This is a genomic window from Prevotella sp. P4-67 (genome assembly GCF_002251325.1).
In the GTDB taxonomy this organism is placed as follows: Bacteria; Bacteroidota; Bacteroidia; order Bacteroidales; family Bacteroidaceae; genus Prevotella.
This window is the reverse complement of the sequence record NZ_NPJL01000025.1, coordinates 15,784-30,785: the sequence shown is the minus strand read 5'-3', so window position 1 is coordinate 30,785 and position 15,002 is coordinate 15,784. Positions and strand designations below refer to the sequence as shown.

General features: G+C 50.6%; 9 protein-coding genes. 7 read left to right on the top strand and 2 right to left on the bottom strand.

Features of this window, described 5'->3' with window-relative positions; genetic code table 11:
- Nucleotides 1-230 precede the first annotated feature (230 nt).
- The gene (locus CIK92_RS03960; protein ID WP_094386141.1) at nt 231-932 is read left to right on the top strand and encodes an iron-sulfur cluster assembly scaffold protein; all 702 of its coding nucleotides are present in this window, start codon (nt 231-233) and stop codon (nt 930-932) included.
- A gap of 14 nt (nt 933-946) precedes the next feature.
- On the top strand, nt 947-1,960 hold the full coding sequence (locus CIK92_RS03955) for a GGGtGRT protein (RefSeq protein WP_022311125.1): 1,014 nt from the start codon (nt 947-949) through the stop codon (nt 1,958-1,960).
- A gap of 686 nt (nt 1,961-2,646) precedes the next feature.
- Here the strand turns inward: CIK92_RS03955 and CIK92_RS03950 are convergent.
- Together CIK92_RS03950 and CIK92_RS03945 are read right to left on the bottom strand one after the other, a co-directional pair.
- Nucleotides 2,647-3,858, bottom strand: a complete 1,212-nt coding sequence (locus CIK92_RS03950; RefSeq protein WP_094388288.1) for an MFS transporter — start codon at nt 3,856-3,858, stop codon at nt 2,647-2,649.
- Nucleotides 3,859-3,977: 119 nt separating this feature from the next.
- Nucleotides 3,978-5,294 (bottom strand): DUF3078 domain-containing protein, encoded by a 1,317-nt coding sequence (locus CIK92_RS03945; protein ID WP_094388252.1) that lies wholly within the window; start codon nt 5,292-5,294, stop codon nt 3,978-3,980.
- Nucleotides 5,295-5,505: 211 nt separating this feature from the next.
- On the opposite strand from CIK92_RS03945, the gene CIK92_RS03940 reads away from it, so the two are divergent.
- From CIK92_RS03940 to CIK92_RS03920, 5 genes are all read left to right on the top strand, one after another.
- On the top strand, nt 5,506-7,110 hold the full coding sequence (locus CIK92_RS03940; RefSeq protein WP_022311129.1) for a CTP synthase: 1,605 nt from the start codon (nt 5,506-5,508) through the stop codon (nt 7,108-7,110).
- Between the two features lie 3 nt (nt 7,111-7,113).
- A complete protein-coding gene (gene yidC / locus CIK92_RS03935; protein WP_094388251.1) occupies nt 7,114-9,018 on the top strand; it encodes a membrane protein insertase YidC in 1,905 nt (634 codons plus the stop codon).
- A gap of 5 nt (nt 9,019-9,023) precedes the next feature.
- Nucleotides 9,024-11,174 carry a S9 family peptidase gene (locus CIK92_RS03930; RefSeq protein ID WP_094388287.1) on the top strand — a complete coding sequence of 717 codons (2,151 nt, stop codon included), beginning with the start codon at nt 9,024-9,026 and terminating at the stop codon, nt 11,172-11,174.
- Nucleotides 11,175-11,194: 20 nt separating this feature from the next.
- Nucleotides 11,195-12,811: an MFS transporter gene (locus CIK92_RS03925; protein ID WP_094388250.1), complete on the top strand. Its 1,617-nt coding sequence runs from the start codon at nt 11,195-11,197 to the stop codon at nt 12,809-12,811.
- Between the two features lie 142 nt (nt 12,812-12,953).
- The gene (locus CIK92_RS03920; protein ID WP_094388249.1) at nt 12,954-14,411 is read left to right on the top strand and encodes a DASS family sodium-coupled anion symporter; all 1,458 of its coding nucleotides are present in this window, start codon (nt 12,954-12,956) and stop codon (nt 14,409-14,411) included.
- Nucleotides 14,412-15,002: the final 591 nt, after the last annotated feature.

The window sequence follows — 15,002 nt, the reverse complement described above, 5'->3', positions numbered from 1 at the left end:
AGATTTGACTTGCGGCGGTCATGTTTGCCAACTCAGAATGACAAAACGGCAGCATTTGCCATTGAGGTATCTAAAAAATCATGAGGCAGAACAAAAAACCCTCATCATTATTAGGTAGTTTGTTTAGTTTTTTATAACTTTGCGCTTGAAAAAGGGGATGCCCGTGACCAACGTATCGCCCTTGACAAGCGTGAATAAGTAACAGTACTTTATATTTATTTTTGAACAACATGATTTATTCAAAGGAAGTTGACAACATGTGCGTTGTCGCCAAAGGCCCGAACCACGGACCAGCTCCAATCCCCGAAGAGGGAAAATGGATTCAAGCCAAAGAGATTAAGGATATCTCAGGTTACACTCACGGTGTGGGATGGTGTGCTCCTCAGCAGGGTGCTTGCAAGCTGTCTCTGAACATCAAGGAAGGCGTTATCCAGGAATGTCTCGTTGAGACCATCGGCTGTACTGGTATGACCCACTCAGCTGCTATGGCTTCTGAGATTCTGCCTGGCAAGACCATCCTCGAGGCTCTGAACACTGACCTCGTTTGTGATGCCATCAACACAGCTATGCGTGAGCTCTTCCTCCAGATTGTCTATGGCCGCAGCCAGAGCGCCTTCTCTGAGGGTGGTCTCGTTATCGGTGCCGGTCTCGAGGACCTGGGCAAGGGTCTGCGCTCACAGACTGGTACTCTCTATGGTACCGTTGCCAAGGGTACTCGCTATCTTGAGCTCACCGAGGGTTACATCACCAAGATGTTCCTTGACAAGGACAGCCAGGTATGCGGTTACGAATATGTACACCTCGGCAAGATGATGGAAGCCATCAAGGACGGTATGGACGCCAACGAGGCTGTGAAGAAGTTCACTGGCCGCTACGGTCGTACAACTGCTGAGCAGGGTGTTGTTAAATCAATTGATCCACGTAAAGAATAAGGAGATACACAACTATGATTAGAAAAGTAAGTTATGAAAGCCAGGAGCGCCGCGAGAAGCAGGTGCTGGCTGCTCTGAATGCAAATGGTATCAGTAGCGTAGAAGAGGCTAATCAGATCTGCGAAGAGGCTGGTGTTGATCCTTATCTGATGTGCGAAGAGACTCAGCGTATCTGCTTCGAGAATGCTAAGTGGGCATACGTTTGTGGTGCCGCTATCGCCATCAAGAAGGGTGTTAAGACAGCTGCTGATGCAGCCGAGGCCATCGGTATCGGTCTGCAGAGCTTCTGCATCCCCGGTTCTGTAGCTGATGACCGCAAGGTAGGTCTCGGCCATGGCAACCTCGCCGCCCGTCTGCTCCGTGAGGAGACACAGTGCTTCGCTTTCTTGGCTGGCCACGAGTCTTTCGCTGCTGCCGAGGGTGCGATCAAGATTGCCGAGATGGCCAACAAGGTTCGCAAGAATCCTCTCCGCGTCATCCTCAACGGTCTTGGCAAAGACGCTGCCCAGATTATCAGCCGTATCAACGGTTTCACATACGTACAGACCAAGTTTGACTACTACAGTGGCAAGCTCGAGGTTGTAAAGCGCATTCCTTACAGCGACGGTCCTCGTGCCAAGGTTAACTGCTATGGTGCTGACGATGTACGCGAGGGTGTTGCTATCAACTGGAGCGAGGATGTAGACGTTTCAATCACTGGTAACTCTACCAACCCCACACGCTTCCAGCACCCCGTAGCCGGAACTTACAAGAAGGAGCGCGTGCTCGCTGGCAAGCCTTACTTCTCTGTAGCTTCAGGTGGTGGTACCGGCCGTACACTGCACCCAGACAACATGGCTGCAGGTCCCGCTTCTTACGGTATGACTGATACTCTCGGCCGTATGCACTCTGACGCTCAGTTCGCAGGTTCTTCTTCAGTTCCTGCTCACGTAGAGATGATGGGCTTCTTGGGTATTGGTAACAACCCAATGGTAGGTGCAACAGTGGCTATCGCTGTAGCTATCGACCTGGCTCTCAACAAGAAGTAATTCACGAGCGACACATTTTTCAAACATAAGTTTATCCCTGTGACTTCTATGTCACAGGGATTTTTTTGTACCCTTGTCATCACAAGAATCCCCATTGGAACACATATTCGCCTCGACGATGTACGCAAAGTGGGGTTGGTAACAGTCGGACTCAATGATGAAGAAAGTATATGTGTAAACACATCATTTTGCGCTATAGACAAAGCAGTAGCCTTGATGCCGTAAAGGGTACGATATCTACTGATAGCGCTGGAGATGGCGTTAAGGATGAAGGCGGAGCGGGAAATGCGGAATTAAAAGTTTGAGTTATACGTTGCTGAGTTTGATTTGACAAATTCGCAGTTTGAAATCAACTTTGGGCTAAACACCTTTAGGTTGTCGGGGAAGAACTGCAAAATGTTGCGGAAGAACAACCTATTATCGGGGAAGAACATTTGACTATCGGGGAAGAGCAGCAGACTGTCCTGGAAGTGGAGATGACTGGTTTGGAAGGGCAACAGACTGACGGGGACGAGCAGTTGACTGACGGGGACGAGCAGCTGACTGATAGGGACGAGCAGCTGACTGATTTGGAAGTGCAGTAGATTGTCGGGAAAGTCCAGCTGACTACCAGGGAACACGGGCAAGGCAATGGTGTCTGGCGGCTACACTAAGGATTGCTGCCGTCTGATAAAGATATGGACGAATTACTTCTTCTGCGTATTCGGCAGGAAGCCGGCAATGACTCCTAACAAGGGAAGGAACGCGCTGACCTGGAAGATAAACTCGATGCTGGTCCTGTCGGCAAGCCAACCGAAGAACGCGGAGCCGAGACCGCCCAAACCGAACATAAGTCCGAAGAAGATGCCGGCTATAAGTCCCACCTTATCGGGCATAAGGTCTGTGGCATAGACCACAATCGACGAGAAAGCCGACGCGATGATGAGGCCAGAGAGAAATGTGCAGACGATGGTCCAAGGTAGACTGGCATAAGGCATGGCTATCGCGAAAGGAGCAGCTCCGAGGATGGAGAACCATATCACATACTTGCGGCCATACCTATCGCCAAAGACGCCACCTGCCAAGGTGCCGATGGCAAAGGCCAACAGGAATACAAACAAGCATATCTGCGACGCCTGTACACTGATACCAAACTTGTCGATAAGAAAAAAGGTGAAATAGCTCGTGATACACGACGTATAGAAATACTTGGAGAATACAAGCAGAATGAGTATCGCCAGGGCACGGTACTTGGCTCCACGGGAGATGTGGTCGTTCAATGCCGGAGTGGGCAGATGATGGTGCTGGGCATAGACCAGGCGCGCCTTATACCAAGCTCCCAAACGCATCATAATCAATGCGGCGAGCAGTGCTGCAAGGGCGAACCAGGATATGGCATACTGGCCGAAAGGCAAGATGATGACAGCAGCCAGCAAGGGGCCGAGGGCGGAACCTCCGTTGCCTCCAACCTGGAATATAGACTGTGCCAGGCTTTTCTTTCCTCCCGATGCCAACTGCGCTACGCGTGATGCCGTGGGGTGAAAGATTGAAGAACCAAAGCCGACCACACTCACAGCCAAAAGAATGAGCAGATAATTCTCGGCAAAAGCCAACAGCAGAAGTCCTATCAACGTAAAGCACATGCCCACGGACAAAGCATAGGGGCGTGGATGCCTGTCGGCATAGAGTCCGGTAAATGGTTGCAGGATGGAAGACGTCATCTGAAAGACCAGAGTGATAATGCCTATCTGCGCAAACGAGAAGTCAAACTTGTCTTTGATGATGGGATAGATAGACGGGATAATCGACTGAATCATATCGTTGAGGAAATGGGATATGCCACAAATCACCAACATGGAATAGACCGTACTCTCGGTCATGGTGGGATGTCCTTTGATTATGCTACCTATAGATTTCATCATCATTAGTCTTAATACCTATTATATATAGTAACCGCCTGCCGATATGGCAGGCGAATATGGCACGCGGGCTCACCGCAACAGTAGCAGAGGGGCTGAGCACGCCGAAGAAAGCATCATCAGAAGGAATAGGCGAAGCCCAAAGAGGCGTACTCCTTCAACTGATAATAGCCATGACGGTCACTACGCTTGGTTCCGTCGTCAAAACGGGGATAAACGAATATGTTGCTGGATATATACTTGTTGAACTGGAAGGTAAACGTATTCTCCCACTCAAGCTCGGCACGCTCGTAGGTGGTATAACCATAGAGACGGGTCTTCCAACGTATGTTGTCGGCAAACTTCCACAACAAATCGACCGTAAACTGCGAACCAAAGTTGTGCAGCTGGTGCTTGCCTTCGTCCAAACCATAACGAGAGGCAAGCTCAAGACGGTTGACATAACGGAAATTGTAAGCCAGAGGAGCCAAGTGGATGGAACCGGTAAGCCTATCCTTCAAGCACTTGACGTTGTAGTCCATACCGACAGAGAGGTTGACATTCAACGGGCCCAAGAAGTCGGTGGTAACGACATTGGAGTTACTGTTCCACTGTCTGACGAACTGGGTAGCGGCTATCATCTGGATGGTATAATACCAGCTTCTGGATGCCTGCAATCCCAACTTGCTCGTCAGACGCAGCAAGTTTTCGCTTACTCGCATGGTGTGCAACGTATCCTGCCTGGAGGTCTGGAATCCCAACTTCATCTCAAGTTTGTTGTCCCATCTCACCTTCTGCTTGTTGTTGTAATTGGCATTGAGGGTTATCGAACCTACCATCGAGTAGTTGCTTTCACCACCTTTGTACCAGTTGGAAGAAATGTAATTCTGCAGGAACTGGAGATAATAGTCGCCGGAGTATGTCCAGAAGTTGGGTTTCAGCACCACAATATCCAAGGGAGCCACAACTGTCTCCTGGGGCTTGGGGGCTACCTTCTCAACGATTTCAGGAGCATGGTCGACATGTATTGCCTCGGCCTTACGTATGTCTCCAGCACGCTCCAACTGGCTCTGCGTAGAGCGCACGAGGTCGGGACGCCCGAGATAGAGCGCCAGCAGACTCTCGTCGATAAGGTTGGCATCGCGGTCGATATCAAAGAAGTTGTGGGACACGCCTTTATAAAACGTGGTCGGCATAAAGAGCAACTTGTACTCGATCCCCAGTTTGGGCAGTGCCGGCACAGTCATGGTTGGCACAAACTCTTCGAGATGGGCAGAGTCCTGGTGGACGCGGAAATGCAACAGCGAATCCATATAGAGAGTCACCATATCCGGCTGGGCTTGTGCGGCATGTCGGCGCGATGACGACAGCGATTGCGAATGTCGTGACTGGGCCGACACGGACGTAACATCACACAGCAAACCTAAAAGGATAATGGCAATAAACTTAATTCTCATAATTGTATAGTGGCTATTTGTGCTTGCAAAGTTACTGCATGCTGTGAAAAATACAAAATAAATCTCAATGAATTTTTGTTTTAGAAGTCTGCGAAAGCAAAAGTCGTGAACAAAAGGGAAAAAGCGTGGAACAAAATAACACCTTTTCTTTGCAGAGTTCACCAAATTATTGTAATTTTGCAACTTGAACAAATATTAAATTATCACAATCGTGGCAGACACAAAGTATATTTTTGTAACAGGCGGTGTGGTTTCTTCATTAGGCAAAGGAATCATCTCATCGTCTATCGGCAAATTGTTGCAGGCCAGAGGCTACAACATCACCATCCAGAAGTTTGACCCCTACATCAACATTGACCCGGGTACACTGAATCCTTATGAGCACGGAGAGTGCTATGTGACGGCCGACGGTATGGAGACCGACCTCGACTTGGGACACTATGAGCGCTTCACTGGCATCCAGACCACGAAAGCCAACTCAATGACCACAGGACGTATATATAAAAGTGTAATAGACAAAGAGCGTCGTGGCGACTATCTGGGCAAGACTATCCAGGTGGTGCCTCACATCACCGACGAAATCAAGCGAAACATCAAGATGCTTGGCCAGCGCTACCACTATGACTTTGTCATCACTGAGATAGGTGGTACAATCGGCGATATCGAAAGCGCGCCCTTCATGGAGGCTATCCGCCAGATGAAATGGGAATTGGGCAAGAAGGCTGTCAATGTGCATCTCACCTACGTGCCCTACCTCAAGGCTGCGGGCGAACTGAAGACCAAGCCCACACAGCATAGCGTGAAGGAACTGCAAAGCGTGGGAATCCAGCCTGATGTGCTCGTCCTCCGCACCGAAAAGTATCTCGACGAGGGTTTAAGAAAGAAGGTTGCCGCTTTCTGTAACGTCGACTTCGACTGTGTCATCCAGAGCGAAGACCTCTCAAGCATCTACGAGGCTCCTGTATATATGCAGGACCAAGGTCTGGACACCGCCATCCTGCGCAAGGTGGAAGAGCCCATTGGCGAGAAGCCATCACTGGGTCCCTGGCGCCAGTTCCTTGAGCGTCGCGCCAAAGCTACCGAGACTGTCAACATCGGTCTGGTGGGCAAGTATGACCTGCAGGACGCCTACAAGAGTATTCGCGAGAGTCTCTCACAGGCTGGCACCTATAACGACTACAAGGTAAACATCAACTACATCAACTCCGAAAAGATTACGGAAGACAACGTGGCCGACCTGCTGAAAGGCCAGGACGGTATCATGATTTGTCCCGGTTTCGGCCAGCGTGGCATTGAGGGCAAACTGATTGCCGCTCATTATACCCGCACCCATGACATCCCCACCTTTGGTATCTGTCTGGGTATGCAGATGATGGTTATCGAGTTTGCCCGCAACGTGCTGGGCTATGCCGACGCCAACAGCCGCGAAATGGACGAGAAGACAACCCACAACGTGATAGACATCATGGAAGAGCAGAAGAACATCACCAATATGGGAGGTACTATGCGTCTGGGTCTGTATGAGTGTATACTTAAACAAGGTTCGCGTACATTTGATATATATAAGAAGGAGAATATCCGCGAGCGCCACCGTCACCGCTACGAGTTCAACAACCAGTATCTTACTGAATATGAACGCGCTGGCATGATGTGTGTAGGACGCAACCCCGAAAGCGACCTTGTAGAGGTGGTAGAGATACCTGGACTGAAGTGGTACATTGGTACCCAGTATCACCCAGAGTATCAAAGCACAGTGCTGAAGCCACATCCACTCTTCGTAGATTTCGTTAAACACGCAATAAAGAACAAGAAATAAGACATGGACAAAAATACAATTACCGGCATTGTGCTCATAGCGCTGCTGTTTATCGGGTTTACCTGGTGGAGCCAGCCCTCTGAAGAAGAGATTAAGGCTCAGCAGGAACAGCTCGCCCAACAGGAAGCCGCCAAGGACAAGGCTGCCAAAGCCGAGAAAGATGCCGTAAAAGCTCAACGCGAACGCGCGTTGCAGCAGACCCTCGAAGACAGTACTGCACTGTTTCATAACGCCCTCAAAGGTACTGCGCAAAACGTGGTACTTAAGAACAAGCATGTAGAACTGACCTTCAACACCAAGGGGGCAACGGTAGAAAAAGCCGTGATTAAGGGTTACAAGGACAACATCAAGGAGAAGAACGACGTGGTGCTGTTTGACAAGAACGAACAGTCACTCAATTATACCTTGGTGGCCAAGGAGACCAACATCTCTACCCAGGACCTGTATTTCAACGTATCGGCACTCACCGACTCTACCGTCGTGTTCACCGCCGAAGCTGCCGCCGGCAAGAACATCGTGCTGAGCTATCTGCTCGGCAAGGACTATATGCTCCACATGCGTCTGAGCGTAGAAGGCATGGCCGGACTCTTCGCTCCCAACACCTCCACAATGGATATCAACTGGCAGGAGAAATGCCGTCAGCAGGAGAAGGGCTTCAACTTTGAAAACAGATACGCTACCCTGACCTACCACGAAAGCGAAGGTGGCACCGATTATCTGAGCGAGACATCAGAAAAAATCGACAAGCCCATTGAAGAACGTATAGACTGGGTTGCCTTCAAGAACCAGTTCTTCTCGGCTGTGATGATTGCCAAAAACGATTTCCAGCCCAACGCTCTTATGACCTCCATCCCTTATGACAAAAAGTCTGGCGATGGCTATCTGAAGAGCTATCAGGCCAAGATGAAGTCGTTCTTTGACCCAACAGGCAAGCAGCCATCAGAGTTTGAGTTCTATTATGGCCCGAATGACTTCCGTCTCTTGCAGAATGTAGAGGAGCAAAGCACCTTCGGCAAGGACCTCGAGCTCCAGCGTCTGGTTTACCTTGGCTGGCCTCTCTTCCGCATCATCAACCGCTGGTTCACCATTTATGTTTTCGACTGGCTGTCCAAGCTCTTCCCCATGGGAGTGGTACTCATTCTCATCACACTGTTACTGAAGGTAATCACCTTCCCAATGGTAAAAAAGAGCTACATGAGCAGCGCCAAGATGCGTGTACTCAAACCGAAACTCGAAGCTGCCACCGCCAAATTTGACAAGCCCGAAGACCAGATGCAGAAGCAGCAAGCTATGATGGCAGAGTATGCCAAATATGGCGTAAGTCCATTGTCGGGCTGTCTGCCTATGCTCATACAGATGCCAATCTGGATTGCCATGTTCAACTTCGTGCCCAACGCCATTCAGCTGCGTGGTCAGAGTTTCCTGTGGATGAGTGACCTTTCAACCTATGACCCCATCTTCGAATGGGGCACCAATCTGCCCATCATAGGTGACCACCTCTCGCTCACCTGTATACTTTTCTGCGTAGCCAACCTGCTCTACTCGTGGATGACTATGCGTCAGCAGCGCGACCAGATGGTAGGCCAGCAAGCCGAACAGATGAAGGTGATGCAGTGGATGATGTTCCTCATGCCTGTCATGTTCTTCTTCATCTTCAACGACTACTCGTCGGGTCTTAACTTCTACTATTTTGTCAGCCTCTTCTTCTCGGCTGCCATCATGTGGACCCTCCGCAAGACCACCAATGATGAGAAACTGCTTGCTATCCTTGAAGCAAGCTACAAGGAGAACCAAAACAACCCTCAGAAGATGAAAGGTCTGGCTGCACGCCTGCAGGCTATGCAGGAACAGCAGGCCGAGCTGCAGAAACAGAGAGAAGAGCTGGCTCGTAAAAGAAAAAAGTATTAACTATGATGATAGCCAAAACTATAGCATTAGTTGCCGCCCTGTGGATGGGCGGCAATTTTGCAAACGCACAGACCATGATTGGTAAAAGTGACATCAAACTCAGTTCAGACCTCATGACTGCCGAAGCCTTATGGGCAATGGGACGCATAGGTGGAGCTCAGGTTTCGCCCAATGGCAAGCAAGTGGTATACCAGGTAGGTTACTACAGCGTAGAAAAGAACAAAGGGCAGCAGACCTTGCATGTAATGAACGTGGACGGCACTGCCAAGCGTATGCTCACCACTGGCGCCAAGAGCGAGAGCGACGCCGCCTGGATAGAAGGCGGAAGCAAGATTGCCTACCTTTCTGGTGGCCAGCTGTGGAAAATGAATCCTGATGGCACAGACCGCAAGCAACTCACTCACTCGGCTTTGGATATCGAGGGATTCAGTTTCTCGCCCGACGGAAACAAGGTAATTCTTATCAAGTCAATTCCCTATAATGACATCATCAAGAAGAATCCTTCTGACTTGCCCAAGGCTACCGGCCGTGTCATCACAGACCTGAACTACCGTCATTGGGACCATTACGTTGAGACCATCGCCCATCCCTTCATGGCTGCTGTCAACGACAATGCCATCACCGACGGTATCGACATTATGGAGGGTGAACCCTACGAGTGTCCCTCTGCTCCTTTCGGTGGTATTGAGCAACTTGCATGGAGCCCCGACTCCAAGCAGATTGCTTACTCTTCCCGTAAGCGTACTGGCTTGCATTACGCCATTTCTACCGACGCCGATATCTACCTGTATGATATCGACAGCCACACCACCCGCAATCTCTGCAAGCCTGCCGACTATAAAGAACCAGCCATTAATCCAACCAAATCGATGAAGGACCAGCCCGTCAATCATCAGGATGGTGATATGAACGTAGGCTATGACACTGCACCTTGTTTCTCACCCGACGGCAAGTATGTTGCTTGGCTCAGCATGGCACACAATGGCTATGAGAGCGACCGCAACCGTCTCCTGGTGTATGATTTGGCTACTGGCAAGAAAGAATACGTCAGCGAGAAGCTCGATACCAATGTCGATGCATTCTGCTGGAACTCTGACAACAAGAGTATCTATTTCATTTCCGTATGGCATGGATGTGCCAACATCTACCAGACTAATCTTCGCGGAGAAGTCCATCAGGTTACCGAAGGCCAATACGACTACGGCAGCCTCCAGATGATAGGTAACACCAAGAAGTTGCTTGTTACCCGTCATTCGATGAGCCACCCCGATGACATTTTTGTCATCAACCCCAAGAAGAAGACTGAAATCACACAGATTACAGATGAAAACAAGCATATTTTTGACCAACTTGCAGTCGGAAAGGTTGAACCTCGATGGGTGAAAACCACTGACAACAAAGATATGCTGGTATGGATAATCCTTCCTCCCCACTTCGACCCCAACAAGAAATATCCTACCCTCCTCTTCTGTGAAGGCGGTCCCCAAAGTCCCGTATCACAGTTCTGGAGTTACCGATGGAATATGCAGATTATGGCAGCCAACGGCTATGTCGTCGTAGCCCCCAACCGCCGCGGTCTGCCAGGCTTCGGCAGCAAGTGGAACGAAGATATCAGCGGCGACTGGACCGGCCAGTGCATGAAAGATTACCTCAGCGCCATCGACGATGCCGCCAACAATCTCCCCTATGTTGACAGAGACCGTCTGGGTGCCGTGGGCGCCAGTTTCGGTGGCTTCTCTGTCTATTACCTTGCCGGCCATCATGACAAACGTTTCAAGTGCTTCATCGCTCATGACGGAGCCTTCAACCTTGAGTCCATGTACACCGATACGGAGGAAGCCTGGTTCTCCAACTGGGAATACGACGACGCCTACTGGAACAAGGACCAGACCGAGCGTGCACGCCGCACTTATGCCAACAGTCCCCACAAGGCTGTCGACAATTGGGACACCCCCATCCTCTGCATCCATGGCGAGAAAGACTATCGTATCAATGCCAATCAGGGCTTCGGCGCCTTCAATGCAGCCCGCCTCAAAGGTATTCCTGCAGAACTGCTTCTTTTCCCTGATGAAAACCACTGGGTTCTTAAACCACAGAACGGTGTACTGTGGCAGCGCACCTTTTTCTCATGGCTTGACCGCTGGTTAAAGAAATAAACAACAAAAAGATATAAGCAATGACAACAACACAAAAAACACTGCGCGACTCGGCCGCCATCCGCTGGATGGCCCTGTTGCTCTTGGCTTTGGCCATGTTCTGTGCCTACATCTTTATGGACATCCTTTCGCCCATTAAAGACCTGATGCAGACACAGCGAGGCTGGGACTCTGACGCCTTCGGTACCATGCAGGGCTCGGAGACTTTCCTCAACGTATTTGTCTTCTTCCTGATTTTTGCAGGCATCATCCTCGACAAGATGGGCGTTCGCTTTACAGCCCTCCTCTCTGGAGGCGTGATGCTTTTGGGAGCCATCATCAAGTGGTATGCCATCAGCGACAGCTTTATCGGCAGCGGCCTTGAGACTTGGTTTACCAATAACCTCAACCACATTCCCGTCTTCGAGCAGTTGAACGTATCGCCGTTCTATGAGGGTATGCCCGCATCTGCCAAGCTGGCAGCCTGTGGATTTATGCTCTTCGGCTGCGGAGCCGAGATGGGCGGCATCACCGTATCGCGTGGTATCGTCAAGTGGTTCAAGGGCCGCGAGATGGCATTGGCCATGGGATCTGAGATGGCATTGGCCCGCCTGGGCGTAGCCACCTGCATGATATTCTCGCCCTTCTTCGCCAAGCTCGGCGGAGTCGTTAGCGTATCACGCTCTGTGGCTTTCGGCGTTGTGCTGCTTTGCATCGCCATGATTATGCTCGTTGTCTATTTCTTTATGGACAAGAAACTCGACGCGCAGACCGGCGAAGCCGAAGAGAAAGACGACCCTTTCAAAATCAGCGACTTGGGACAGATACTCACCAGCAGTGGTTTCTGGCTCGTATCATTGCTCTGCGTACTCTACTATTCAGCTATCTTCCCCTTCCAGAAGTACGCTGTAAACATGCTGCAGTGCAACCTCTCATTTACAGAGGTTCCCGCCGACTCCTTCTGGGCATCCTCGTCTGTTACCATCATCCAGTATGTCATCATGCTTGTGGTGGCTGTCACAGCGTTCATGTTCAACTTCCTCAAGAACAAGAGTTTCAAGTACGGTGTGCTCTGCCTGTCCATCGTATCCCTTGTCACCTACTGCTACATGGGCTACATGCGTCAGTCTGCCGAGTCTATCTTTGCCGTGTTCCCACTGCTTGCCGTGGGCATTACCCCCATCCTGGGCAACTATGTAGACCATAAGGGTAAGGCTGCCTCTATGCTCGTTCTGGGTTCACTGCTGCTTATCGCCTGCCACCTTACCTTCGCCTTCATTCTTCCCGAGTTCAAGGGCAACCAGGTAGGCGGAGTCATCGTGGCCTACGTGACCATCCTCGTTCTCGGCGCATCGTTCTCTCTTGTCCCCGCCTCTCTGTGGCCAAGCGTGCCCAAGCTGGTAGACGCCAAGATCATCGGTTCTGCCTACGCCCTTATCTTCTGGATACAGAATATCGGCCTGTGGCTGTTCCCCCTGCTCATCGGCAAGGTCCTCACCATGACCAACAAGGGAGTTACCAATGCTACCGAGCTCAACTACACCGCCCCATTGGTGATGCTGGCTGGCTTGGGTGTTGCCGCGCTCATCATCGGCCTTGTCCTCAAGGTTGTTGACAAGAAGAAGGGACTGCACCTTGAAGAGCCCAACATCAAGTAAACCTCCATATCATCCATGTGCGTCACCGGCCCTGCGCCGATGCCGCACATGGATATATATACCAGAAATACACCTACCCAATTGAACCTGACATTCGTAAACATCATAATAACTAATAATAACAACTAAAAACTTAAAGATTATGTCTGAAGAAAATGTTCTTTCAAACAAGATTGAGATGAAAAAGGTATGGCAGCTGCTCGGCATCATTGCCGTTACCGCCATCATCTGGAACCTCCCAATCACCTGTTTTGGCATTGAGGGCCTTACCGTTATCCAGCAGCGCGTTATAGCCATCTTTGTCTTCGCTACCCTTTCATGGCTGTTCGAGGCCATTCCCTCTTGGGCAACCTCACTGGCCATCATATCGGTAATGTGTCTTACTCTGTCTGACAACTCCATCGCCTGCTTCAAGGGCGAGGGCGAATCCTTTGGCGAGCTTCTCAAGTCCAAGGACATCATGGCCACCTTCGCCAACCCCGTCATCATGCTCTTCCTCGGCGGTTTCATCCTTGCCATCGCAGCCACCAAGTCGGGTCTCGACGTGCTGCTTGCCAAGAACCTTATCCGTCCCTTCGGCAACAAGAGCGAGAACGTGCTGTTGGGCTTCCTACTCATCACAGGCGTCTTCTCGATGTTCGTGTCCAATACAGCTACCGCCGCCATGATGCTCACCTTCCTTACCCCTGTCTTCGCCGCCCTTCCCGCCAACGGAAAGGGACGCATCGCGCTGACGATGAGCATCCCAATCGCCGCCAATATCGGTGGTATGGCCACTCCTATCGGTACACCTCCCAATGCCATCGCCCTGCAGGCCCTCAATGAGCAGCTGCATCTTAACATCAGCTTCGGACAGTGGATGTCATTCATGTTCCCGCTGGTCATCATCATCCTGTTCATCAGCTGGCGCCTTATCCTCAAGTTCTTCCCCTTCACTCAGAAGACCATCGAACTCAAGATTGAGGGTCATGTTTCTCACGGCTGGCGTATGTGGGTGGTATGCATCACCTTCATCGTCACCATCCTCATGTGGCTGCTCGACCGTGTCACTGGTGTCGACGCCAACACTGTAGCCATCATTCCTATGGGTGTATTCGCACTTACAGGAGTCATCAATGGCAAAGACTTGCAGAAGATTGACTGGAGCGTTATCTGGATGGTTGCCGGTGGTTTCGCCCTCGGACTGGGCATGAACGGCACCGGACTTGCCGACCGCGCTATCGAGAGTATACCTTTCGGCGAGTTCTCTCCCATCGCCATATTGCTCATCTCTGGACTTATCTGCTACTTCCTCAGCAACTTTATCAGCAACACTGCCACCGCAGCTCTTCTGGTTCCAATCCTTGCTGTCGTTTGTACAGGTATGGGCGACAAACTGGGCGCCATTGGCGGCACCTCTACCATCATCATCGGTATTGCCCTTGCTGCATCCAGCGCCATGTGTCTCCCCATCTCTACTCCTCCTAACGCTATCGCCTTCTCTACCGGTCTGGTCAAGCAGAACGATATGCTCAAGACAGGTATCACCATGGGTATCATCAGCATCGTTCTCGGCTACACCGTGCTCTACTTCATCGGTAAGGCCGGACTCATCGGATAAATATTATCTACAAAAACTATCAACGGGAAGGGGCGACTCTTCCCGTTTTTTGTTGCCGCGACCCAGCACGATTGCACCAGACATCCGCTCGCACGAAGAGAGTCCATCTCCATTTCTGCGCTGACCATCGACAAAGTATTTGCAGGGTTGGAAATGGAGAAATCGTGGTGCGATTTGTTTGTTTCGCATCGCGAAAAGTGTAATTCGCAGTTTGAAACAAGTAAATCGTAGTTTGGAAACTACTTGAAAGCCATTGCGTTAAACTTTGCCGCGACGGCGCTATTGATGCCACATACCAGAGGCTGACCGCTGATGATTTCCACTATAGGCGGGCATACAGCCCCTCCACCAGCTCCATCCCCCACAGCCACAACCTTATCTCCCCCGATGTCGGGAGAAAAAGCGGTGATAGTTAGGTTTTAACAAAAAAAAAGCGTAATTTTGCACTTTACTAACAGAGGTCGCCCCTACGGGTCTGCGCGTCATGCCCGCTGCGCGAACTATAGTTAAACCGAATATATAAACATACCGCCACGCCCTGTCTGCCGTCTGCGCCCCAGCAAGACAGAGCCGTGCAAGCATATTGAAGAC

What these genes read in the sequence shown, in the direction of transcription:
- CIK92_RS03950 (WP_094388288.1), bottom strand. Translation starts at nt 3,858, where the DNA reads ATGAAATCTATAGGTAGCATAATCAAAGGACATCCCACCATGACCGAG.
- CIK92_RS03955 (WP_022311125.1), top strand. Translation starts at nt 947, where the DNA reads ATGATTAGAAAAGTAAGTTATGAAAGCCAGGAGCGCCGCGAGAAGCAG.
- CIK92_RS03930 (WP_094388287.1), top strand. Translation starts at nt 9,024, where the DNA reads ATGATAGCCAAAACTATAGCATTAGTTGCCGCCCTGTGGATGGGCGGC.
- CIK92_RS03945 (WP_094388252.1), bottom strand. Translation starts at nt 5,294, where the DNA reads ATGAGAATTAAGTTTATTGCCATTATCCTTTTAGGTTTGCTGTGTGAT.
- yidC (WP_094388251.1), top strand. Translation starts at nt 7,114, where the DNA reads ATGGACAAAAATACAATTACCGGCATTGTGCTCATAGCGCTGCTGTTT.
- CIK92_RS03960 (WP_094386141.1), top strand. Translation starts at nt 231, where the DNA reads ATGATTTATTCAAAGGAAGTTGACAACATGTGCGTTGTCGCCAAAGGC.
- CIK92_RS03925 (WP_094388250.1), top strand. Translation starts at nt 11,195, where the DNA reads ATGACAACAACACAAAAAACACTGCGCGACTCGGCCGCCATCCGCTGG.
- CIK92_RS03920 (WP_094388249.1), top strand. Translation starts at nt 12,954, where the DNA reads ATGTCTGAAGAAAATGTTCTTTCAAACAAGATTGAGATGAAAAAGGTA.